The sequence below is a fragment of the Sellimonas intestinalis genome (assembly GCF_001280875.1).
Classification (GTDB): Bacteria; Bacillota; Clostridia; order Lachnospirales; family Lachnospiraceae; genus Sellimonas; species Sellimonas intestinalis.
This window is the reverse complement of record NZ_LGAJ01000015.1, coordinates 130,815-152,639: the sequence shown is the minus strand read 5'-3', so window position 1 is coordinate 152,639 and position 21,825 is coordinate 130,815. Positions and strand designations below refer to the sequence as shown.

Here is a 21,825-nt window from a genome sequence, read left to right as displayed (position 1 = left end):
GATACATCTGAAAGGGTGTTTATAACCGGTTAATTTTCGTGTAGTGAAAGTTAATCGGTTTTTTGTAGTTATAAAAATGGTGATAGGTATGTTGACATACATGTAAACAGCATGATATACTATACATGTAGCATGGATGTATTGGAGGTGAAAAGGTGCCAAGAAATAAATATCCAGAAGAAACTGTCCAAAAAATATTAGATGCTTCTTTAAAACTTTTTTTGGAAAAGGGATATGAGGAAACAACAGTATTAGATATTATTAGTGAAATGGGCGGACTGACCAGGGGAGCTTTTTACCATCATTTTAAATCCAAGGAAGAAGTCTTTGAGGCTTTGTGCGAAAAACTTTTCTATGAAACGAATCCTTTTGAAAAAGCCAAAAGTCACAAAGAATTAAACGGATTGGAAAAGTTAAAATTTGTCTTAAAAACCTCATTTGATGAAACGGAACATCATCAATTAAGTATGGCTTCAATGCAACTCATGGGAAGTCCGGCTTTTTTAAAAAAATTGATTGAAAGCAATCAAGAATTAGCTCCTATGTATCAAGAATTGATAGAAGAAGGAATACAGGATGGCTCTATAAAAACAGAACATGCAAAATTACTGGCAGAATTATTTGTTCTTTTAACTAATTTTTGGTCGATACCTACCATATATCCGATGACAACAGAGGAAACATGGGAAAAATTCTTATTGATAAAAGAAATTATGGAAAAATTAGGACTTCCAGTAATTGATGAAGAAATCGTTAAACTATGCAAAGAAAATGCATAAGAAAAATAAGATTGTCGAAAGGCAATTTTATTTTTAAGCACATACATACATGCAACACGTATAATTATAAAGGAGAATATAATATGAAAAGCTATATTAAGCAAAATAAAATTTTATTTATCACTACAATTTTAGTCAGTGTAATCTCTTCTTTAGGTTATGTGTTTATGGCTATACTTTTACAGCAACTATTAGACATAGCCGTGGGAAAAGATATACAACAATTTATCAGAACGGTTTTGTTTTCTATCTTTTATTTTGCTGTATTGGGGATTTTTCTATATCTTCAATCTCTACTTAGCAAAAAGGTTATATGTAAAATTATGTGTCAGATTCGTTCTGATGTATTCCAAGGAACAGTTCATCACAGTATAGAAGATTTCAACAAGAAGAATACTGCTGACTATATTTCCATTATTACAAATGATGTAAAAATGATAGAAGATAACTTTTTGCTTCCTCTTTTTGAAGTAGTCCAATATACGGTTATTTTTACTGCGTCATTCTTGTTAATGATTTATTTTGATATTATTGTTACTGTTTGCGTCATAGTAGCGATAGCTATCATGTTTCTAATTCCTAGTTTTCTGGGTAAGTCATTGGAAAAAAGACAAAAGAAATATTCCTCAAAACTAGCAGATTTTACAGTCGGCCTAAAAGATATTTTGTCTGGATTTGAAATTATCAAGTCCTATTCCATGAAACGGTATGTAATTCAGCGATTTAGCAAAGAGAATGAAGAAACAATCCGCTCTAAATACAGTGTCGATAGATTGCTTGCATTAAATGAGGGGATATCTTCTTTTCTTGCTCTTATGGTTCAGATAGTTGTTTTATTTTTATCTGCCTATTTCATCATCACAGAACGTATAACAGTAGGTACATTGTTAGGAATGGTACAAGTAAGTAGTAATTTAGCGAATCCTCTTGTGATGATATTTACTAATGTTCCAAAGATAAAAAGTATACAGCCTATTGCTGAAAAAATGCAGAATATCTCTCAATATTCATTGGCATATTCACAAAAAGAACATATCAGCTCATTTGATTTTTGTGTTTGCACAAAAGACTTAGGTTTTTCCTATGATAAGCACAAAGAGATTTTAAATGAAATAAATTGTACTATTGAAAAAGGGAAAAAATATGTTGTTATAGGGAAAAGTGGTTCTGGGAAAAGTACTCTTATAAAATTATTAGCGGGCTATTATTCTGATTATACAGGTACAATCAAATATGATAATAGGGAATTAAATTTACTTGATAGAAATGATGTGGCTCAATTATCCTCTATAATTCATCAAAATATTTATATGTTTGATGAAACTATACAGGACAATATATGTCTACATGAAGATTATCCACAGGAAATGATTGATAAAGTCGTAATGGAAAGTGGACTAGATGAATTTATATCAGAACTTCCAGAGGGATTATTGTATCAAGTAGGAGAAAATGGAGCGAATTTATCTGGCGGGCAGAAGCAAAGAATTGCAGTTGCGCGGGCTTTAATTAGAAACAAACCGATCTTGATATTAGATGAAGGTACATCTGCTGTCGATATGCAAACAGCTTATGATATTGAAAATCGTCTATTAAAGATAAAGAATTTAACGATTATTACCATTACTCATCATTTAAGAAAAGAACTGCTAGAAAAATATGATGAGATTATCTGTATGGATCATGGCAAAATTATCGAAAAAGGGACATGGAATGAACTTGTGAGTAATCATAGTTTGTTGTTTTTTTCTTAATAGTATGTATTCGTCCACCATATAAAAAAGCGGAGTTATAACGTATATTATTATCCCCGGTTATTCCCTCTAAACCCGTTTTGAGTTTAGGGGGATTTTTCTCGAGAGGTAATTGGTTAAAAAAATTTTGCATTTTCGCAGAAAAGTTTTGTCTACAAAATAGAACTAATAATTCTGAAATACAGTGATACAACAGCTTATGTACTCGTCCCACATCACTTCTTGATGTGAAGGAGATGAAAGCTGTTTTTTATTTTATAGGAAATAGTCAAATGATAAGGAACGGGCATGAAAAAGATAGTATTTTAAAAAGAGATATGGCATTTTGCTTTCTATTGCAGTATGATTGTTTCAGGATACCATGGATAGTGTCCTTTTTCTTGACACCACTACGCCTTTGTAGAAACAGAAAAAATGGAAAAACCAGAAAATTTAAAAACAATTAAAGACGAGTAAGGAGAAAAATGATGTTAATTAGGAGAGCAGGAATAGACGATGTGGAACAGTTGAGGCTTTTGTATCAAGAATTGGAGGAAGATGGCGTTCGATATCAACCAGAGCATTTTGTTGTGGGAGAGCGAAGCAATGAGTTTTTTCAGTCTGTCTTTGAAAGTGCGGATCAAGATATTTTAGTGGCGGAAGAGGATGGAAAAATATTGGGTTTTTCCCATGTTATGATATTAGAGCAGAAAAAAGTAGCATGTTTGAAACCGGAAACATTAGTTTATATACAGGATCTGGATGTATTGGAATCAAGGCGGAGTCAGGGAATCGGAACTCTTCTTATGGAGGCAAGCAAGCGGTACGGAAAAGAACACGGGGTAGATTTTATCAGGACACAGGTATTTCCGCAGAATATAGATGGAATGAGATTCTATGAGAAAAACGGATTTCGTGAAATGATGAAAACGATTGAAAGCTCGTTAGATTGAATTTTAGGAACCTAATATGAATATTGGATAAACAGGAGAGCAAACATGAATACACCGATGTTAGAGACAGAACGGCTCATTTTGAGGAAATTTACAGAGAACGATTTGGAGGCATTTTTTCTAATTTTAAAAGATGAAGAGGTCAACCGCTTTTTGCCATGGTTTCCGATGAAAAATCTGGAGGAAACGCGGGAATTTTATGAAGAGAGATATGCGGCGCAATACGCCAAACCACAGGGATATGCTTATGCAATCTGTCTGAAAGAGGATGATATCCCCATTGGATATATAAAAGTCGATATGGAGGAGCATCACGACTTTGGATACGGACTTCGGAAAGAATTTTGGCACAGAGGTATTGTGACTGAGGCAGGAAAAGCAGTATTGGAGCAGGTGAAAAAGGATGGACTGACATATATTACAGCAACACATGACAAAGAAAATCCACGCAGTGGGAATGTAATGAAAAAGCTTGGCATGAAGTATTGCTACTCTTATGAAGAGCGGTGGCAGCCGAAAGATATTACGGTGATTTTTCGAATGTATCAGCTTAATTTTGACGGTAATGATGATAGGGTATATAAAAAATACTGGTATCAATACGAAAATCATTTTGTTGAGGAAATCTAGTTTTATTTTTTCCTATGTTGTAGCACTCAAAACATCAATGATTTTGAAGTTTTGGTGCTCAAATAGCGCAGGATTTTCTGTAATGATATAAAATGATATGGAAAGATAGAATGGCTACTTTTTGATGTTGGTTCAACACTTGTTGATGAGTATTTGGTTTATGAACATACTTATCATAATAAAGCAAAACTTACAAATTTAGATTATCCTTGTATTTACGATGAAGCATTAGAATATTATAAACAGAATAAAAAGGGCGATAATGAATTAGGAATAAAATATCATCTTCCTAAAAGGAAATAGTATATCGAAGATGAAATTGTCATGTAAGGGGAAGTAGTTATGGTAGGAATATATGATTGTTTTGGATATGATGGAAGTTTCGATTTGCCTTTTGAAGAAAGATACAGACTAATAAAACGGGCCGGATTTGATTGTGTGATGTTATGGTGGAGCGATAAGTTTGGAAGGGGATCAGGTTATCAGGAGGATGTTCGTTTAGCAAAAAAAGCCGGATTGGAAATAGATAATATGCATACGCCCGTCCATGAACAGAATTGTTTATCATTGGATAATTTGAATGGAGAAAGTGTCTATGAAACATATTGGCATTGCGTGAAAGATTGTGTTGCTTTTAATATACCCACAATGGTGATCCATTTGCCAGCTGACAATTATCCCATTAATAAACTTGGATTAAAAAGATTAGAGAAGATTATTCATAAGGCGGAAGATAATAAGGTTCAAATTGCTTTTGAAAATTTAGAAAATATAGATAACCTGGATATGGTGCTAAACACTTTTCAGTCAAGCTATGTAGGTTTTTGTTATGATAGTTGTCATCATCAAAATTATGCTCCCGATATTGATTTGCTGAATAAGTACGGAAATCAATTAATGGCGTTACATTTGCATGATAATGGTGGAAAATATAATCAGCATCAACTTCCTTTTGACGGTAATATTGATTGGAGAGGTATGATGAAAAAGATAACTTTTACAGGATATCAAGGCGCAACAACACTGGAGCCTATGAATTGGGATTATGAAGATTTATCTATTCAGGAATTTTTAAATTGTGCATATCAGAAGGCAAAACAGCTAAATGATATGAGAGTAAACTGAAATTTAAAAGGCTTTGTGATACTAGCAACAAGGAAAATATGAAATTATAAGTCTTTTTGTAAACATTTATAGTGTTTCAAACATATTTGCCTATGATGCCAAAATGGTATCCAACCTCTCAAAATCACCATATACGGAGATACACAGGAAGATAGGGCTTTAAGCGAAAAATCTTTATTTTATGACGGCTTCATGGAGATTATAAATACTCGCGGAAAGTTATAAAAGAGTTTCGTCTATCAAATCAATAAATGATGATGCAATGAAAAGGCATAGAGTATTTTGCTCTGTGCCTTTGTTACTGCATCTAGGATTCTAATGCCAGTGTTTTAGTTTTGGAAGCTGTTCGGAAAAGTAGGCACGTACTTGCTCCGGTGTGAATTGGTTGTTTGACATATGGTCTACGAGAAAGTCGAGCAGCTCGTTCATACTTTGGTAGACAAACTGACCATCTGCATAACACCATTTACAATAGTCTTCATTAAAGCTATGATCTTTTTCCCGGCTGATCACAGTATCGTCTTCCATGGGCATACCACAACATTGACAAACTAGTTTACGCGGACTTCCCAGCAATGTATTGATAGAAACATCAAAAATGGTGGAAATCTGCTTTAGCGTATCTATATTTGGAATGGACTCTCCCTGCTCCCAGCGGGAAACAGCCTGTCTTGTGACAGCTAGTTTTACTGCCATTTCATCCTGTGTGATCTGATGATCTGTGCGGATCTTTTTTAATATATCTTTTGTTTCCATCTTCCCGACCTCCTTTATTTGATGAGTTCAGTATATCGTATGTTTTTTTACATGACAAGCAATCGTCTATTGCGTTTGTGGGAATAGATGAAAATGCTGAGAAAAGCTTTCCGAAAAAATATATTTCATAAAAAAATGTCAAATAGAAAATAGACATACCGCCTATTATAATTATCAATTTGCTTTTTAGGTTTCTATTGTATATAGTAGCTACGACAACCATATAGAAGTATGATTGAGGAGGTACTATTATGAAAAGAAGATCATTTATAGGTGCTGCGGCGTTGCTTATGAGTTCAGCACTTGTGCTGGCGGGATGCAGCGGTGGGTCAGGTTCTGATAAGGGGGATTCCGGGAGTTCATCCGGAACAAAAGAGGAACTGCATGTTGCGATTTCTGCAAACCCTCCGTCACTGGATCAGCAGTCAATCAATTCCAATATTGTCGGAGGAATCGGTGTTCATGTGTATGAATCACTGTTTGCCATGAATAAGGACTACGAGCCGACTCCTGTGCTTGCAGAATCCTACACAGTAAGCGATGATGGTATGACGTATACGATCAAGCTTCGTCAGGGGGTGAAATTCCACAATGGGGAAGAGATGACGGCGGATGATGTTGTAGCGTCCATGAATCGCTGGATTGAAGTATCAGCAAAAGCCAATACGCTGATCGGCGGTTCTGTTTTTGAAAAGGTGGACGATTATACGGTAAATTTAAAGGTGAACCAGGCGTCTTCCGATATTATTATGATTCTTGCCAGCCCGATTCAGGCGGCAGCGATCTATCCGCAGGAAGCTGTGGAGTCTGCGACAACAGAAGGAGTCAGTGAGTATATCGGTACAGGCCCTTACAAGGTGGCAGAGTGGAAACAGGATCAGTATGTAAAGTTGGAAGCTTTTGAAGATTATCAGCCTTCCGAAGGTGAAGCAAGCGGACTTGCAGGCAAGAAAGAAGCAGCAACACAGACGATCTACTATGATGTTGTGACAGATGCTTCCACAAGAATTGCCGGTGTTCAGAGTGGAGAGTATGATGTTGCTGAGGAGATCCCGATTGACAATTATGAGGATCTGACTGACGATAGTGCTCTGACGCTGAATGTAGACCGTGGCGGTACACTTAACCTGTTCTTGAATACAACAGAGGGCGTGATGGCCAACCAGACATTCAGGCAGGCTGCGCTTGCGGCACTGAACTGTGATGACATTATGCTTGCCGCGTACGGCAATCCAGATCTCTATGAATTGAGTGCAAGCTGGAGTGATCCTACGGATGTGCAGTGGGGAACAGATGCCGGAAGCGAGTACTACAATCAGCATGATACGGAAAAAGCAAAAGAGCTTCTGAAAGAGGCAGGATATAATAATGAAAAGATTGTACTTGTAACAACACAGGATTATCCGGAAATGTACAATGCAACTTTGGTTGTGCAGGAACAGCTCAAACAGGCCGGAATTAATGCAGAGGTGGAAACGTATGACTTCAGCACGTTCATGGAACACCGCTCCAATCCACAGCAGTTCGATATGTTCATTACAAGTAACTCTTACAATATGCTTCCAATTCAGTTATCTGTACTGGACAGTGGATGGGCAGGTCTGAACAGCTCTGAAGTAAGCGAGGGAATCCAGGCAATCCGTTCCGCGGCATCCGATGAGGAAGCGGCGGCAGCATGGGAGAAGTTACAGAAATTTCTATATGAATACAGTGCAGCCACTGTTCTCGGCCACTATACAGGCGTCACAGCAATGAGCAACGATGTGGCGGGATACGATTATCTTCGTTTCCCGATTTACTGGAATGTGACTGTAGCGGAATAAGAGACACACGATCATAACAGCGGAATGTGGAGGAGCACTCCGCTGTTATTCTATGAAAGGAATCATATTATGTTTCGATACATTTTAAAACGGATTATATCGTTGATCCCTGTGCTCTTCGTTGTATCTTGTGTGATTTTTCTGGTTGTGTACATGATTCCGGGAGGTCCTGCAACGGCACTTCTTGGTCTGGAGGCGACGCCGGATCAGATCAACGAGCTGAATGCGAAGCTTGGGTTTGACCGGCCGTTCCTTGTACAGTACGCAGACTGGTTTTCCAATGTACTCCATGGGGACTGGGGAGAGTCCTATTTTCTCCATCAGACTGTGACGAGCGCCATTGCGGAGTATTTTCTTCCGACCTTAAGTTTGGCGGTTTTTGCACAGGTCATTGCTTTGGCTTTGGCGATTCCCCTTGGAATCCTGGCGGCTTACCACAGGGGAACCACTCTGGATCTGACTTGTGTGACGGTATCTCTCCTTGGATCGGCTCTGCCGGGATTTTTGCTGAGTATGTTTTTGATGCTGTTTTTTGGCGTGTATCTGCAGTGGTTCCCGGTAGCGGGATATGCGGGCATCGCGGATGGGCTGGGCGAGCATCTGCGATATTTGTTTTTGCCGGCGCTTTCCCTTGGAATCGTACAGGCGGCTTACCTGACGAGGATGACACGGTCTTCCCTTTTGGAGACGCTGTATAAAAATTATATTCAGACGGCACGGGCAAAGGGGCTCAAAGAAAAGAAAGTTGTTATGAAATATGCTCTGAAAAACGGAGCTCCAGTCATACTCACGGCGATAGGGCAGTCTTTTGGTAGTCTGATTACCGGAACGATTGTGACAGAGACATTGTTCAATATTCCAGGACTTGGGATGCTGACTCTGACATCCATTAACAGACGGGATGTGTTTGTCATCCAGGGAGTGGTGCTTTTTGTAACACTTCTGTACGTGCTTGTCAATCTCGTTGTAGATATTTTGTACGGTTTTACGGATCCAAGGCTCAGGCCGGGGAGGAGGTAGAAGGAGAAGATATGTTGATGAGACGAAAAGAGATCTCTGCTGCCAGCGAAGCAATTATCCGGGAGCAGAGAACACTAAAGAAGGAAAAATTTCTCGCAAATCCGGCGCTGATTATCGGTGCGGCCGGATTGGTACTGATCGTACTACTGGCAATCTTTGTTCCGATATTTCATTCCACTGATCCGAACGCCATGGAAGTGACGAAAAGACTGCAAGCTCCGGGAAACGGGCATCTCTTTGGGACAGACGAGTTTGGACGGGATTTGTTTGTGAGAATGATGTATGGGGCGAGGGTGTCCTTATGGGTAGGGGGATGTGTGGCAGTATTTTCCTGTGTGCTGGGGACGATCATCGGCATCTATGCCAGCTACTTTAAAGTACTCGATCAGGTTTTGATGAGAATCTGTGACGGCCTTATTGCAATACCGGGAATTTTGCTTGCCATTGCGTTGATAGCAGCTCTCGGTACGTCGAGCTGGAATGTGATTCTGGCGCTGACGATTGTGTATACACCAAGTGTGGCGAGAACGGTGCGTGCGAGTGCCCTTGTGATCCGGGAACAGACCTATGTGGAAGCCGCGAAAGTGCAGGGCTTTAGTAATTTCCGGATTCTGTGGCGTATGATTTTACCGGGCGTCATTTCTCCGCTGACGGTACAGGCATCTTTTATCTTTGCCCAGGCGATCATTTCGGAGGCGTCTTTAAGTTTTCTTGGAGCGGGAATCCCGGCTCCGGCGGCAAGCTGGGGAAATATGCTGGAGTCCAGCAAGATGGTATTTTCCAGAGCGCCCTGGACGATGATCTGTCCGGGAGCCGCGGTTATTTTATGCGTGCTCAGTCTGAACCTCCTTGGAGATGGTCTTCGGGATTATTTGGATCCGAAGGTGAAAGGAGGTAAGAAAAAAGCATGATGGAAGAAAAGAAGCAAGACACATTATTGGAAATCAAAGATCTAAAGGTAAAATTTCCGGTGCACAAAGACTGGCTGCCCGCTGTGAACGGTGTCAACCTGGAAATTTACCCTGGCGAGATCGCGGGGATTGTAGGAGAGTCAGGTTCAGGAAAGAGTGTCATGTCCCAGTCGATTCTCAGGCTTCGGGATCACGATACGGCGGTTCGATATGAGGGGAAAATCCTGTTTGAGGGCGAAAATCTCCTGACAAAACCGTTGGAACAGATGCGGGCAATCCGTGGGAACCAGATTTCCGTTATTTTCCAGGATCCGCTGAATTCTCTCAGTCCGGTTCACACCGTAGGGAATCAGATCATGGAAGTCCTGATGTTACATAAGAGGCTTTCCAAAGAGGAGGCAAGGAAGAAAAGCATTGAGATGCTGAGGCTTACCGGGATCCCGAATCCGGATGCCAGTATGAAGAAATATCCCTTTGAGCTTTCCGGTGGAATGCAGCAAAGGGTCATGATTGCCATGGCGTTGGCGTGCGAGCCGAAGCTTCTGATTGCGGATGAACCGACTACTGCCCTGGACGTTACGATTCAGGAGCAGATTCTGCATCTGATCCGGGATCTGAACCGGAGACTTGGGATGTCGGTACTTTTCATCACTCACGATATGGGCGTTGTCTCCAGGCTTTGCCACAGTGTTAAGGTCATGTACCTTGGACAGGTGGTCGAGGAGGCAAAGACAGAGGAACTCTTTGAGCATCCGTGCCACCCTTATACCCAAGGGCTTCTTGCCTGTATACCGCATCTTCGGGTAAAGGGAGGACAAGAGCTTCCGACAATCCGAGGGACTGTGCCGTCTCTTTCCCATATTCCAAAGGGCTGTCATTTCTGTACAAGATGTGCCATGGTAGATGAGACATGTAAGAATTGTCCCCCTCCACTTGTGGAAGTGTCACCGGGACACAAAGTAAAATGCTGGAAGTATGCGGCCGGAAAAGAAGAGAAAGAGGTGGTGAAGGTATGAGAGAAACTCTGTTGGAAATTAAAGATTTGAAGAAAATATATCCACTACGGCTTTCGGGTAGAGGATGGTTTGGCAAAAAGGAAAGAATGTGCGCGGTAGATCACCTCTCCATGACGATCGAAAAGGGAGAAACATACGGGCTTGTAGGTGAATCCGGATGTGGAAAGTCTACAACCGGACGTGCGATCGTGGGACTCTCTCCCGCAGACAGCGGCTCCATTTTGTATGAGGGGAAGGATCTCTGTAAAATGAAGGAACGGGAGATGCGCTCACTCAGGGGTGAGTTACAGATGGTGTTCCAGAATTCTCTCTCCGCACTGAATCCCCGGCTTCGGATCGGCGAGATTCTGGAGGAGATTTTAAAGATCCATGGGGTGACTGAAAAAGCAAAGAGAAAAGAACAGGTACTTGCCATGCTGGAAAAAGTAGGGCTTTCCGAAGAGCATTTCTTCCGTTTCCCGCATGAGCTTTCCGGTGGACAGGTACAGAGACTTGGGATTGCGGGAGCCCTTTTGACACATCCAAAACTAATTGTCTGTGATGAGCCCGTTTCCGCTCTGGATGTTTCCATTCAGGCTCAGATTTTAAACATGCTGATGAGGCTGAAAATGGAGTTGGGGTTGAGTCTGCTGTTTATCTCTCACGATATCGGTGTCATACGCTTTATCTCAGATCGGATCGGCGTCATGTACCTTGGCACACTTGTGGAGGAAACCAGTACGGAAACGCTGTTTGAACATCCGTTGCATCCTTATACAAAGACGCTGTTGGCGGCCATCCCGGATCCTTATATCCAGGGAGAAGACTTTCAGGTGCTATCAGGAGAACAACCGGTCCGTACAGAGGATTTCCAAGGATGTGCTTTTTATAGCCGGTGTCCGTATGCAAAGGAGATCTGTAAAAAAGAAGCTCCGGTATTCAGGGAAGTAGAACCGGGACATAAGGCGGCGTGCTACTGTATTGAAGAATAGAGAAAACAGATTGACTTTTATCGATATATAGATTATAATAAACTTATCATATCGATAAAAGTAAATGTGATAGAAGATCAGGGGGAAGAAAGTATGGCAGACAAAACAGGACTTTATGTATTCACGGGCTTTCTGGGGGCTGGTAAAACAACAATACTTTTAAGATTACTGGACATTCTAAAGGATAAGCGAGTTGGAATCATCCAGAACGAGTTTGGTAAACTGAGCATTGACGGAGAGATTTTACGGAATGACGATATCAAAATGGTGGAAATTAACAGGGGATCCATTTTCTGTTCCTGCCTCAGACTTTCTTTTGTTCAGGCATTAGCAGATATGGCGGCATACAAGTTCGACTATTTATTTATAGAAAGTTCCGGATTAGGCGATCCGTCTAATGTGGAAGAAATTTTTGATGCGGCATCACAACTTTGCGGGGATGCTTATGAATTGCAAGGTGTCATCTGTCTTGTGGACGCTGTTCATTTCCTGGAGCAGTTAGAAGATTTGGAAACGGTATCTCGTCAGTTAAAGCATTGTCATTTGGCATTGCTGACGAAAACGGACCTGGTTGATGAGGAGAGGGTTCTGGAATTAAAAAAGAAAATTCGGGAAATCAATCCGGTATGTGAAATTAGTACGAGTGTCAATGGAAAGTTAGAATTTGATTTCTGGAATTATGATTTGATGAAATATCAGTGGGCGGAAAATGAAGAAACTACAAATTCAGAAGAGACGAAGCCGAAAACACTCTTCATGGACTTTTCAGGAGAGGTAGAATTGGGAAAAATGAAGAAGTTTTTGTCAGTGATTCAGGATGATCTATACCGTGCGAAAGGATTTTTCCTGCTTTCCGGGCAAGGATGGAGTCAGATTGATCTGGTTGGACACCAGATAGATGTAAAACCATGCCCTGAAAAAGAACATTCACAGATGGTGTTCATTTCAAAGATCGGTCCTGCCGCTATCAGAAAGATCATGTCTGCCTGGGAAGAAGAAGTGGGGCTGCCGATGAAGCTGAGAAATTAAAAAGGAGGATTGGGAAATGAATATCAAAGTATTAGGTGAAGGATGCGAGAAATGCAGCCAGTTGTATGAAAATACAAAAGAAGCGGTGAAAGAACTGGGAATAGACGCGGAAATCGAGAAGATAGAGGATTTAATAGAAATTGTGAAATTAGGGGTTTTGTCAGCCCCTTCTCTTATGGTTGATGGGGAGATTCTGGTCAGTGGGCAGACGATATCTGTAAAACGAATTAAGAAGCTTTTGCAAAAATACTGCATGTAAACCGGTATTAGAATCGGCAGAACACATAGAAGGAGCAGGAGAGATGGACGAAAAAAGAATTGCGGTTATTTTTAAAGCATTTTGTGATGAAAATCGTGTGAAAATTATTGAATTGCTTCGACATGGTGAAAAATGTGCTTGTAAGCTGCTGGAAGAGCTGAATATTTCACAGCCAACATTGTCGCATCATATGAAAATTTTATGCGACGCAGGAATTGTTGTTGGACGGAAAGAGGGAAAATGGACCCACTATTCTATTTCTTATAGTGGGGTAGAACAGGCAAAGCAATATTTACAAGGATTGTTGCCTGAGAATAATGAACTGTAAGATGAGTCGTGCCATAGAAGTCAAAAAATGGATTTCATCACGACTTTCTTTAGGGATTTTAAATAGATATATTTCAATTTAACGATGCGTAAGTGTAATTATGGAGGACTTTAATATGGTTTGGGATTTTTTTCAGAATGAAATTCTGGGGATGCATTGGTTGAACCGGCTGGTCGGGTCGGGGCTTCAAGCATTTGGCTTGGATACGACGTCAAAAATAGGAGGCACAATCCAGTTTTTTATCTATGATACGATAAAGATTATGGTACTTTTGGGCGTGCTCATATGGATGATTTCTTATATTCAGAGTTATTTCCCACCGGAGAGATCGAAAAAGATCCTTGGACGTTTTCAGGGAACAGGAGCGAATATCATTGCGGCATTACTTGGGACAGTAACGCCATTTTGTTCCTGTTCATCTATACCTTTGTTTATTGGGTTTACAAATGCGGGGTTGTCGCTTGGAGTAACGTTTTCTTTTTTAATTTCTTCTCCAATGGTCGATCTTGCTTCTTTGCTGCTTCTTATGAGTATCTTCGGATGGAAAGTGGCCGTCATTTATGTATTGTTAGGATTGATCATTGCTGTCGCAGGCGGCACCTTGATCGAGAAACTTGAGCTTGAACAGTATGTGGAAGAGTATATCCGTAATGTTCCTGCGTTTCATGCGGCTCAAAAAGAATTGCGCGTGAAGGAACGGCTGGAATTTGCATGGGATCAGGTACGTGGAACTGTGAAAAAAGTGACCCCATATATTCTCGTAGGTGTTGGAATTGGCGCCGTCATTCATAACTGGATACCGGAATCCTTTATCGTGAAAGTGCTTGGCGAGGAAAACCCGATCGGAGTCGTCCTTGCTACCCTTGTGGGGATTCCGATGTACGCTGATATTTTCGGGACCATTCCGGTTGCTGAGGCGCTTTTGGGAAAGGGTGCTGAACTTGGTGTTGTTCTGGCTTTTATGATGGCAGTTACCACTTTGTCTCTTCCATCTATGATTATGCTTCGTAAAGCGGTCAAACCGAAATTACTCTTTGTTTTTATTAGTATCTGCTTTTTTGGAATCATGTTTGTCGGATATTTCTTTAATGCGATACAGTATCTGATTGTGTAAGTGCCTCTGGAAATTGTGAAAGAGGTTCTTTCTTTGTCGGATCCTGCGATCAGTTTTTCATATGCCTCTATAAAATGATTCAAAAGTCATGGAAGCTCCGGGGAAAATATGATATAATTTCTGATGTTGGACAGACAGACTTCGGAAGTAAGGGGATACTATGGAGTTTCAGGATTTGAATAAAGATATGGTTGTTTTTTCTTACCATGTCAGCCCGAATTTTGGCATGGAGGGCGACGACGGCGGATTTTTGTTGGAATTGCGGGGCAACGGCAATCTCAAGTTTGTAGCGTATCGCCTTTTTGATGAAATCAAGACGATGAAGATTTTTAAATTGGATCGGGAAGAGACGAAAGAAATTTTTGACTTGCTGAAAGGATCGGAGCACATTTGGAGGCAGATTCCGGAGAAGCTTGACAATCATTTGAACGATGGACCGGGGAATATCAATGAATTTATTTTTCTGAACGGGAAGAAGGTCCAGGCTCATAATATTCGCAAGACCTGGCTTCCGGGGGAGGCTCTCCGTGGAGGTCCGTACTACAAGAGATTTAGGAAAGTGATGAAATACGAAAATCAGGTGATGCATATCTTTGAAGGGATTGCAAGGGTACTGAAGAAAAAGGAGATCCATCTGACATTAGAGCACTGCAGAATCCGGGAGCGGTACAAGGTGAAAATTACCTGGATTGACAAAACGAAACAGCAGAGCCGGATTTAAAAACGGTTTATTATATTTTGTGTAATGGAGCAGGAGCGTTTCTGGAAAAGGAGACGCTCTTTTTTGTTGGAGGGGTGCAGTTTTTTTCTCTCGCAGGAGAGAGAAAAGAAACAAGAAAGAAAATCCGGGTATTTCCGGAATGTCCGGATTAATTAGTTATTTAATTAAAATTTTGTGAAAAATTGTGATAAAAAAGTGAAATAATAAGTTTGAGGTTGACATATATTGGGCAAAATATTAGACTATCAGTTAGACATCTAACTAATTAGGAGGAAAGATTATGGAAGATAATCCAATCAGGGAAATTCCGGTTCCTCTGTTGCTCAATCAGATTTTGCATGCCCAGACCTACTGGGTTATGCAATGTATGAAAGAAGTGGATCTCAAGCCGGGGCAGGCAGGATGTCTGTTCATCCTCTCCAAGGAGGGGAGGCTTCCTCAGAAGGAGATCGCAAAAAAGCTTGGAGTGAAACCGCCGTCCATCACGGCGCTTCTGAAAAAGCTGGAGGCAAGAGGACTGATCGTACGAAGTTCTGATGAACAGGATCAGAGAGTCTCCTGGATTACACTTAGCGACGAGGGCAGGCGCTATATCAGGCGGATCAAGGATGCGATGAAGGAGATGGAGGGCACGATGTTCCGGGACATTCTGCCGGAAGAACGGCTCCTTTTCCGTCGGCTCCTGCTTCAGATCCGGGAAAATCTGATGACCAAAGAGGCGATGGAAAGCTGTAAGATCCATATGAAACAGGAATGTATGTCTGATTTAGACGAAGAAATTTAATGAAGAAAGAAGGAAAACGATTATGGGAAAACTATTCAAGTATCTCAGGCAGCATGCAGGCGTCGTTCTTGCGATCATCGTCGTGCTGTTTGTGCAGGCATTCTGCGATCTGTCCCTTCCGACGTACACGTCCGATATTGTAAATGTAGGAATTCAGCAGGGCGGAATTGATACGACGGTTCCAGAACAGATGAAAGAAAGCGATCTGGAAGATCTGTTGTTATTGGTTCCGCAAAAAGATGCGGACACCGTCCGGGAAGCATATCGGGAGGGAACGAAAAAGGATCTGAATACAGACGAATCTTTTTATGTGCTGAAAGATTCCGTGGCAGAGGACGAGGAGAAGTCCGAAGAACTCTTTGACATTCTGGGAGAACCAATGCTTCTTGCAGAAGGACTTTCTTCGGACAGCGACGAGCTGGGAGCGATGAAAGATCAGATGATGGCACAGATGCCGCAGGGCGCAGTACCGGGGGATGCAACGATCTTTGACATTTTAAGGGTCCTGCCGCAGGAGCAGAGAGATGCGATGGTAGAGAGCATGTCCGGTCAGATTTCCGATATGCCGGATACGATGCTGGAGCAGACAGCGGCGGTCTACATCAAGGCGGCATATGAGAGTCTGGGGGTTGACATGGATGCCCTGCAGACAAATTATATTCTGATTACAGGTGTCAAGATGCTCGGTCTTGCTTTCTTAGGGCTCCTTGCCAGTGTGACCGTCGGACTTCTGGCCTCTAGGACGGCGGCAGCGGTCGGACGGGATCTGAGGAAAAATGTATTTACGAAGGTGGTTGGATTTTCCAGTGGCGAGTTTGACCGTTTTTCCACGGCATCGTTGATTACAAGAAGTACCAATGATATCCAACAGATTCAGATGGTGATTGTAATGATGCTGAGAATGGTGCTCTACGCACCGATCATAGCAGTGGGTGGTGTTTACAAGGTAATCAATACCAACGTGTCCATGACCTGGATCATCGCTCTTGGAGTGGTGCTCATCCTGGCGCTTGTTCTAGTGCTTTTTCTTTGCGTGATGCCGAAATTCCGCATCCTGCAAAAGATGGTGGACCGAGTCAACCTGGTGACAAGAGAGATACTGACCGGGCTTTCCGTCATCCGTGCCTTCCATACGGAAAAGCATGAGGAGGAGCGGTTTGATGTAGCGAACCGTGATCTGACGAAGACGAACCTCTTTGTCAACCGTGCCATGACCTTTATGATGCCGGCTATGATGTTGATTATGAATGGAATTAGTATTCTTATCGTGTGGGTGGGGGCCCACGGTGTGGATGGCGGACAGATGCAGGTTGGAGATATGATGGCATTTATCCAGTACACGATGCAAATCATTATGGCGTTCCTTATGATCTGCATGATCTCTATCATGCTTCCAAGAGCTGCCGTTGCAGCCGGACGTGTGGATGAGGTACTGACAAGCGAGACTGCCATCCGGGATCAGGAAGTACCGGAACATCTGCCGGAGGAAGGGAAGGGACTGGTGGAATTCGACCATGTATCTTTCCGCTACCCGGGTGCGGGTAAAGACGTGCTGCACGATATTCATTTTATCGCAAGACCTGGTGAGACGACAGCAATTATTGGAAGTACGGGAAGTGGAAAATCTACGCTGGTGAACTTAATCCCAAGATTCTATGACGTGACGGAGGGGTCTATCCGGATTGACGGAAAGGATATCCGCACCGTGACACAACATGAGCTTCGAGAGAAGATTGGCTATGTACCGCAGAAAGGTATGTTGTTCTCTGGTACGATTGCTTCCAATATCGCTTACAGTGATGAGGAAATGTCCTCTGAGAGAATCCAGGAAGCAGCCAAGATCGCTCAGGCAAAGCAATTCATAGAAGAGAAACCGGATGGATACGACAGTCCGATCTCCCAAGGAGGAGGCAATGTTTCCGGAGGGCAGAAGCAACGGCTTTCTATTGCAAGAGCAGTAGCGAAGCATCCGGACATCTTTATTTTCGACGACAGCTTTTCTGCACTGGACTATAAGACCGACACTGTGCTCAGACAGGCGCTGAAAGAAAAGACGAAAGACAGCACCGTCATTATTATCGCTCAACGAATCAGTACGATCCTCCATGCGGAGCAGATCATTGTCCTTGATGAGGGGCAGATTGCAGGAATCGGAACCCACGAAGAGCTTTTGAAAAACTGTGAGGCATATTATCAGATCGCTTCGTCCCAGCTTTCCCAGACAGAGCTGGAGCAGGCGGTATCACGCAGCAGAAAGGGGGAGGCAGCACATGAGTAATCAAAGACGAGGACCGATGGGTGGCCACGGACGCATGGGCAGCGGTGAGAAAGCAAAAGATTTTAAAGGGACTCTCAAACGGGTGCTGAAATATATCGGACCATATAAGTTTCCGATTCTGTGTGTTATGCTCTTTGCTGTCGGCAGCACGATTTTCAATATTATCGGGCCGAAAGTGCTCGGTAAGGCGACAACGGAGATTTTTACGGGCTTGGTCGGCAAGGTGACAGGTGGAGACGGTATTGATTTTGGCAAAATCGGCAGAATCCTGATTACTTTGCTGATCCTGTATGGTGTGAGCTCTATCTTCTCATTTATTCAGGGGTTTATTATGACGGGAGTTACACAGAAGCTTACGTACCGGATGAGGAAAGATATTTCAGAGAAGATCAACAGACTTCCAATGAATTATTTTGATACAAAGACCCATGGAGAAGTGCTCTCCCGTGTGACAAACGACGTCGATACGTTTAGTCAGAGTCTCAACCAGACGGCGACCCAGATGATCACTTCGGTGACAACGCTGATCGGTGTACTTGTGATGATGCTAAGTATCAGTCCGTTGATGACGATGGTGGCTCTTTTGATCCTCCCGATTTCGCTGGTTCTGATTTCTTTCATTGTGAAACATTCTCAGAAATACTTTAAAAATCAGCAGGAATACCTGGGGCATGTCAATGGACAGGTGGAGGAAGTTTATGGCGGCCACAGTATTGTAAAGGCATTCAATAAGGAGGATGACGTCCTTAAAGAATTCAATGAGATGAACGATGTGCTCTATCAGACAGCTTGGAAATCGCAGTTTTTCTCCGGAATGATGATGCCGATCATGCAGTTTGTCGGCAACCTGGGCTATGTGGGGGTGACGATCCTTGGCGGATACCTCGCGATCAAACAGACGATCGAAGTCGGGGATATCCAGTCCTTTATCCAGTACGTTCGAAATTTCACTCAGCCGATCCAGCAGGTGGCACAGGTAGCGAATATGTTACAGTCCATGGCAGCAGCTTCCGAGCGTGTGTTCGAGTTTTTGGAGGAAGAGGAAGAGGTACAGTTTGCAGATGATCCAGTATCGACAGAAGGACTTCAAGGCAATGTGGAATTTGACCATGTGAAATTCGGCTACAATCCAGATCATATCATCATCAAGGACTTCTCCACGAAAGTGAAGGAGGGACAGAAAATCGCGATTGTCGGTCCGACCGGAGCCGGTAAGACGACACTGATTAAACTGCTGATGCGCTTTTATGATGTCAATGGAGGAGCGATCCTTGTGGACGGACACAATGTCAGGGATTTCAACCGTGGAGAACTGCGCCGGATGTTCGGTATGGTGCTTCAGGATACGTGGCTCTTTAACGGTTCCATCCGGGATAATATCCGGTACGGCAAGCTGGACGCTACAGATGAGGAGATCATGGAGGCAGCAAAGGCGGCGCATGCCCATCATTTTATCCAGACACTTCCGGCTGGATATGACATGGAGCTCAATGAGGAGGCAAGCAACGTTTCCCAGGGGCAAAAACAGCTTCTGACCATTGCAAGAGCCATTTTGGCAGATCCGAAGATCCTTATTCTGGATGAAGCGACAAGCTCGGTTGATACAAGAACGGAGATCCAGATTCAGAAGGCAATGGATAATTTGATGAAAGGCAGAACAAGTTTCATTATTGCCCATCGTCTTTCCACCATTCGGGATGCAGACCGGATTCTGGTTCTCAAAGACGGAGACATCGTTGAGCAGGGCAGGCATGAAGAACTCCTTGCAAAAGGTGGATTTTACGCTGATCTCTACAATTCACAGTTTGAAAACGGAAGCAGTAAGGCAGCTTCCTGATACAGACACAAAGAAACAGATAGAAAAAAGGGACACAGAGAACAGATACAAAGCAAAGCCCAGAGCATGTGTTGGCTCCGGGCTTTGTCGTCTCTATTATTTATAATCAGAATTAATAGATCGGATTGTGTTCGTATTTCGGCTCACAAGTGAGCTGGATACCGAGTTTTTTAAAGAGCTTGATATCCACGGAAGAAAGCATGACAGAGGTGTGTACCTGGCAGCCCTTCAGCTTTGGAAGCTGCTCCATTGCGAGCTGTGCGGCCGGATTGGCTGCAGAGGAGATGGAGAGCGCAATCAGGATCTCATCAATGTGAAGCCGCGGATTCTTGCTCCCAAGATACTGGGTCTTGACTTTCTGGATTGGCTCGATAGCGGTCGGGGAGATCACATGAAGATTGTGATCGATTCCGGCAAGGTCCTTCAGTGCGTTGAGGATCAGCGCTGCGGAAGGACCCAGTAAGTTGGACGTCTTTCCGGTCAGAATCTTTCCATCCGGCAGCTCGATGGCAGCAGCGGCGGCTCCAGTGTTTTCAGCTCTTTCAAGTGCCGCGTCTACAACTGTGCGATCGTGGATAGAGACATGAGCCTGCTTCATCAGAAGCTCCAACTTAAAGACTTCGGAGTCCGGAATGTTGCCCTGGAGAAAATCACATTTTGCCTGATAGTAGCGGCGGATGATCTCCTGGCGGGATGCCTCTTGGCACACCTCGTCGTCGCAGATACAGTTTCCGGCCATGTTGACACCCATATCAGTTGGTGACTTATACGGGCTCTCGCCGAAGATTTGTTCAAACATGGCGTTGAGTACCGGGAAAATCTCTACGTCACGATTATAGTTGACAGTCGTCTTTCCATATGCTTCCAGATGGAATGGATCGATCATATTGACGTCGTTTAAGTCTGCTGTGGCAGCCTCGTACGCCAGATTCACCGGATGTTTGAGAGGGATATTCCAGATCGGGAATGTCTCGAACTTGGCATATCCGGCGCGGATGCCACGCTTATTCTCATGATAGAGCTGGGAGAGACAGGTTGCCATCTTTCCGCTTCCAGGCCCTGGGGCTGTGATGACTACGAGAGGTTTGGAGGTTTCGATATAGTCGTTCCGTCCGTATCCTTCGTCACTTACGATGTGCGGGATGTTGGACGGATATCCTTCGATAATATAGTGGGTGTAGACACGGATTCCCATATTTTTCAGGCGGTGACGGAAGAGATCCGCACTTTTCTGGCCGCTGTACTGCGTGATGACAACACTGCCAACATAGAGTCCGTTCTCCTCGAACGCACCTTTTAAGCGAAGTACGTCGTCATCGTAGGTGATTCCAAGATCGCCGCGCACCTTGTTTTTTTCAATGTCCCCTGCGCTGATGACGATGACGATCTCTGCGGTGTCGGAGAGTTGCTTTAAAAGCCGCAGCTTACTGTCCGGCTGAAATCCCGGAAGTACACGGGAAGCATGGAAGTCGTCGAAAAGCTTTCCTCCGAATTCCAGATACAGCTTGTTGTCAAAGTGACTGATCCTCTCTCGGATATGTTCAGACTGCATGTGGAGATATTTGTCATTATCAAATCCTGTTTTCATACACTAATCATTCCTTCGTAAAATTTTATTGTAACGATTCAGCACTGTCTCCCGATATTAACGAAACCTATCTTAAGCTTGCTTACAGAAGGGTTTATTGATTTCAGGATGTATAGCTGAGTCGTTCCATACTATACCTTTAGTTTGAAAATACTACCTGACTAGTATAC

The 21,825-nt window shown here is 42.9% G+C and carries 20 protein-coding genes; 18 read left to right on the top strand and 2 right to left on the bottom strand.

All coding sequences use genetic code 11. The features are described from left to right. Nucleotides 1-155: 155 nt before the first annotated feature. The 5 genes from AOA56_RS13705 to AOA56_RS13685 all read left to right on the top strand — a co-directional run bounded on the left by AOA56_RS13705 (nt 156) and on the right by AOA56_RS13685 (nt 5,220). Nucleotides 156-779 carry a TetR/AcrR family transcriptional regulator gene (locus AOA56_RS13705; RefSeq protein WP_048622211.1) on the top strand — a complete coding sequence of 208 codons (624 nt, stop codon included), beginning with the start codon at nt 156-158 and terminating at the stop codon, nt 777-779. A gap of 83 nt (nt 780-862) precedes the next feature. After that, on the top strand, nt 863-2,533 hold the full coding sequence (locus AOA56_RS13700) for an ABC transporter ATP-binding protein (RefSeq protein ID WP_053769905.1): 1,671 nt from the start codon (nt 863-865) through the stop codon (nt 2,531-2,533). Between the two features lie 464 nt (nt 2,534-2,997). After that, on the top strand, nt 2,998-3,465 hold the full coding sequence (locus AOA56_RS13695; protein WP_082350027.1) for a GNAT family N-acetyltransferase: 468 nt from the start codon (nt 2,998-3,000) through the stop codon (nt 3,463-3,465). A 45-nt stretch (nt 3,466-3,510) separates the two neighbouring features. Next, nucleotides 3,511-4,095: a GNAT family N-acetyltransferase gene (locus tag AOA56_RS13690; protein ID WP_053769904.1), complete on the top strand. Its 585-nt coding sequence runs from the start codon at nt 3,511-3,513 to the stop codon at nt 4,093-4,095. A 342-nt stretch (nt 4,096-4,437) separates the two neighbouring features. Further along, nucleotides 4,438-5,220 carry a sugar phosphate isomerase/epimerase family protein gene (locus AOA56_RS13685; protein ID WP_053769903.1) on the top strand — a complete coding sequence of 261 codons (783 nt, stop codon included), beginning with the start codon at nt 4,438-4,440 and terminating at the stop codon, nt 5,218-5,220. Between the two features lie 315 nt (nt 5,221-5,535). On the opposite strand, the gene AOA56_RS13680 is transcribed toward AOA56_RS13685, so the two are convergent. After that, complete coding sequence (locus tag AOA56_RS13680) at nt 5,536-5,976, bottom strand: zinc ribbon domain-containing protein (RefSeq protein WP_053769902.1); 441 nt, start codon at nt 5,974-5,976, stop codon at nt 5,536-5,538. A 251-nt stretch (nt 5,977-6,227) separates the two neighbouring features. Here AOA56_RS13680 and AOA56_RS13675 point away from each other — a divergent pair, with 251 nt between their 5' ends. The 13 genes from AOA56_RS13675 (at nt 6,228) to AOA56_RS13615 (ending at nt 20,067) form a co-directional block, all read left to right on the top strand. Next, the gene (locus tag AOA56_RS13675) at nt 6,228-7,799 is read left to right on the top strand and encodes an ABC transporter substrate-binding protein (protein ID WP_053769901.1); all 1,572 of its coding nucleotides are present in this window, start codon (nt 6,228-6,230) and stop codon (nt 7,797-7,799) included. 69 nt (nt 7,800-7,868) lie between these two features. Next, nucleotides 7,869-8,819: an ABC transporter permease gene (locus AOA56_RS13670; RefSeq protein WP_053769900.1), complete on the top strand. Its 951-nt coding sequence runs from the start codon at nt 7,869-7,871 to the stop codon at nt 8,817-8,819. Between the two features lie 11 nt (nt 8,820-8,830). Next, a complete protein-coding gene (locus AOA56_RS13665; protein ID WP_024733268.1) occupies nt 8,831-9,730 on the top strand; it encodes an ABC transporter permease in 900 nt (299 codons plus the stop codon). After that, on the top strand, nt 9,727-10,746 hold the full coding sequence (locus AOA56_RS13660) for an ABC transporter ATP-binding protein (RefSeq protein ID WP_053769899.1): 1,020 nt from the start codon (nt 9,727-9,729) through the stop codon (nt 10,744-10,746). Before AOA56_RS13665 ends, AOA56_RS13660 begins: the two co-directional genes overlap by 4 nt. Continuing rightward, entirely contained in the window at nt 10,743-11,717 is a 975-nt protein-coding gene (locus AOA56_RS13655; protein ID WP_053769898.1) for an ABC transporter ATP-binding protein, read from the top strand. Before AOA56_RS13660 ends, AOA56_RS13655 begins: the two co-directional genes overlap by 4 nt. Nucleotides 11,718-11,810: 93 nt before the next feature. Next, complete coding sequence (locus AOA56_RS13650) at nt 11,811-12,746, top strand: CobW family GTP-binding protein (protein ID WP_053769897.1); 936 nt, start codon at nt 11,811-11,813, stop codon at nt 12,744-12,746. A gap of 16 nt (nt 12,747-12,762) precedes the next feature. Further along, entirely contained in the window at nt 12,763-13,005 is a 243-nt protein-coding gene (locus AOA56_RS13645) for a thioredoxin family protein (RefSeq protein WP_048622204.1), read from the top strand. Between the two features lie 43 nt (nt 13,006-13,048). Continuing rightward, on the top strand, nt 13,049-13,333 hold the full coding sequence (locus tag AOA56_RS13640; protein ID WP_024733264.1) for an ArsR/SmtB family transcription factor: 285 nt from the start codon (nt 13,049-13,051) through the stop codon (nt 13,331-13,333). A 100-nt stretch (nt 13,334-13,433) separates the two neighbouring features. Next, entirely contained in the window at nt 13,434-14,447 is a 1,014-nt protein-coding gene (locus AOA56_RS13635; RefSeq protein WP_024733263.1) for a permease, read from the top strand. 160 nt (nt 14,448-14,607) lie between these two features. Then, nucleotides 14,608-15,168, top strand: coding sequence for a hypothetical protein (locus tag AOA56_RS13630; protein WP_048622202.1), 561 nt, complete (start codon nt 14,608-14,610; stop codon nt 15,166-15,168). 280 nt (nt 15,169-15,448) lie between these two features. Continuing rightward, nucleotides 15,449-15,952, top strand: coding sequence for a MarR family winged helix-turn-helix transcriptional regulator (locus AOA56_RS13625; protein ID WP_048622201.1), 504 nt, complete (start codon nt 15,449-15,451; stop codon nt 15,950-15,952). Nucleotides 15,953-15,974: 22 nt separating this feature from the next. Further along, nucleotides 15,975-18,230, top strand: coding sequence for an ABC transporter ATP-binding protein (locus AOA56_RS13620; RefSeq protein ID WP_053769896.1), 2,256 nt, complete (start codon nt 15,975-15,977; stop codon nt 18,228-18,230). Next, on the top strand, nt 18,223-20,067 hold the full coding sequence (locus AOA56_RS13615) for an ABC transporter ATP-binding protein (protein WP_024733259.1): 1,845 nt from the start codon (nt 18,223-18,225) through the stop codon (nt 20,065-20,067). Before AOA56_RS13620 ends, AOA56_RS13615 begins: the two co-directional genes overlap by 8 nt. A gap of 112 nt (nt 20,068-20,179) precedes the next feature. Here the strand turns inward: AOA56_RS13615 and AOA56_RS13610 are convergent, their stop codons facing one another. Then, nucleotides 20,180-21,655: a DUF1846 domain-containing protein gene (locus AOA56_RS13610; protein ID WP_024733258.1), complete on the bottom strand. Its 1,476-nt coding sequence runs from the start codon at nt 21,653-21,655 to the stop codon at nt 20,180-20,182. Nucleotides 21,656-21,825: the final 170 nt, after the last annotated feature.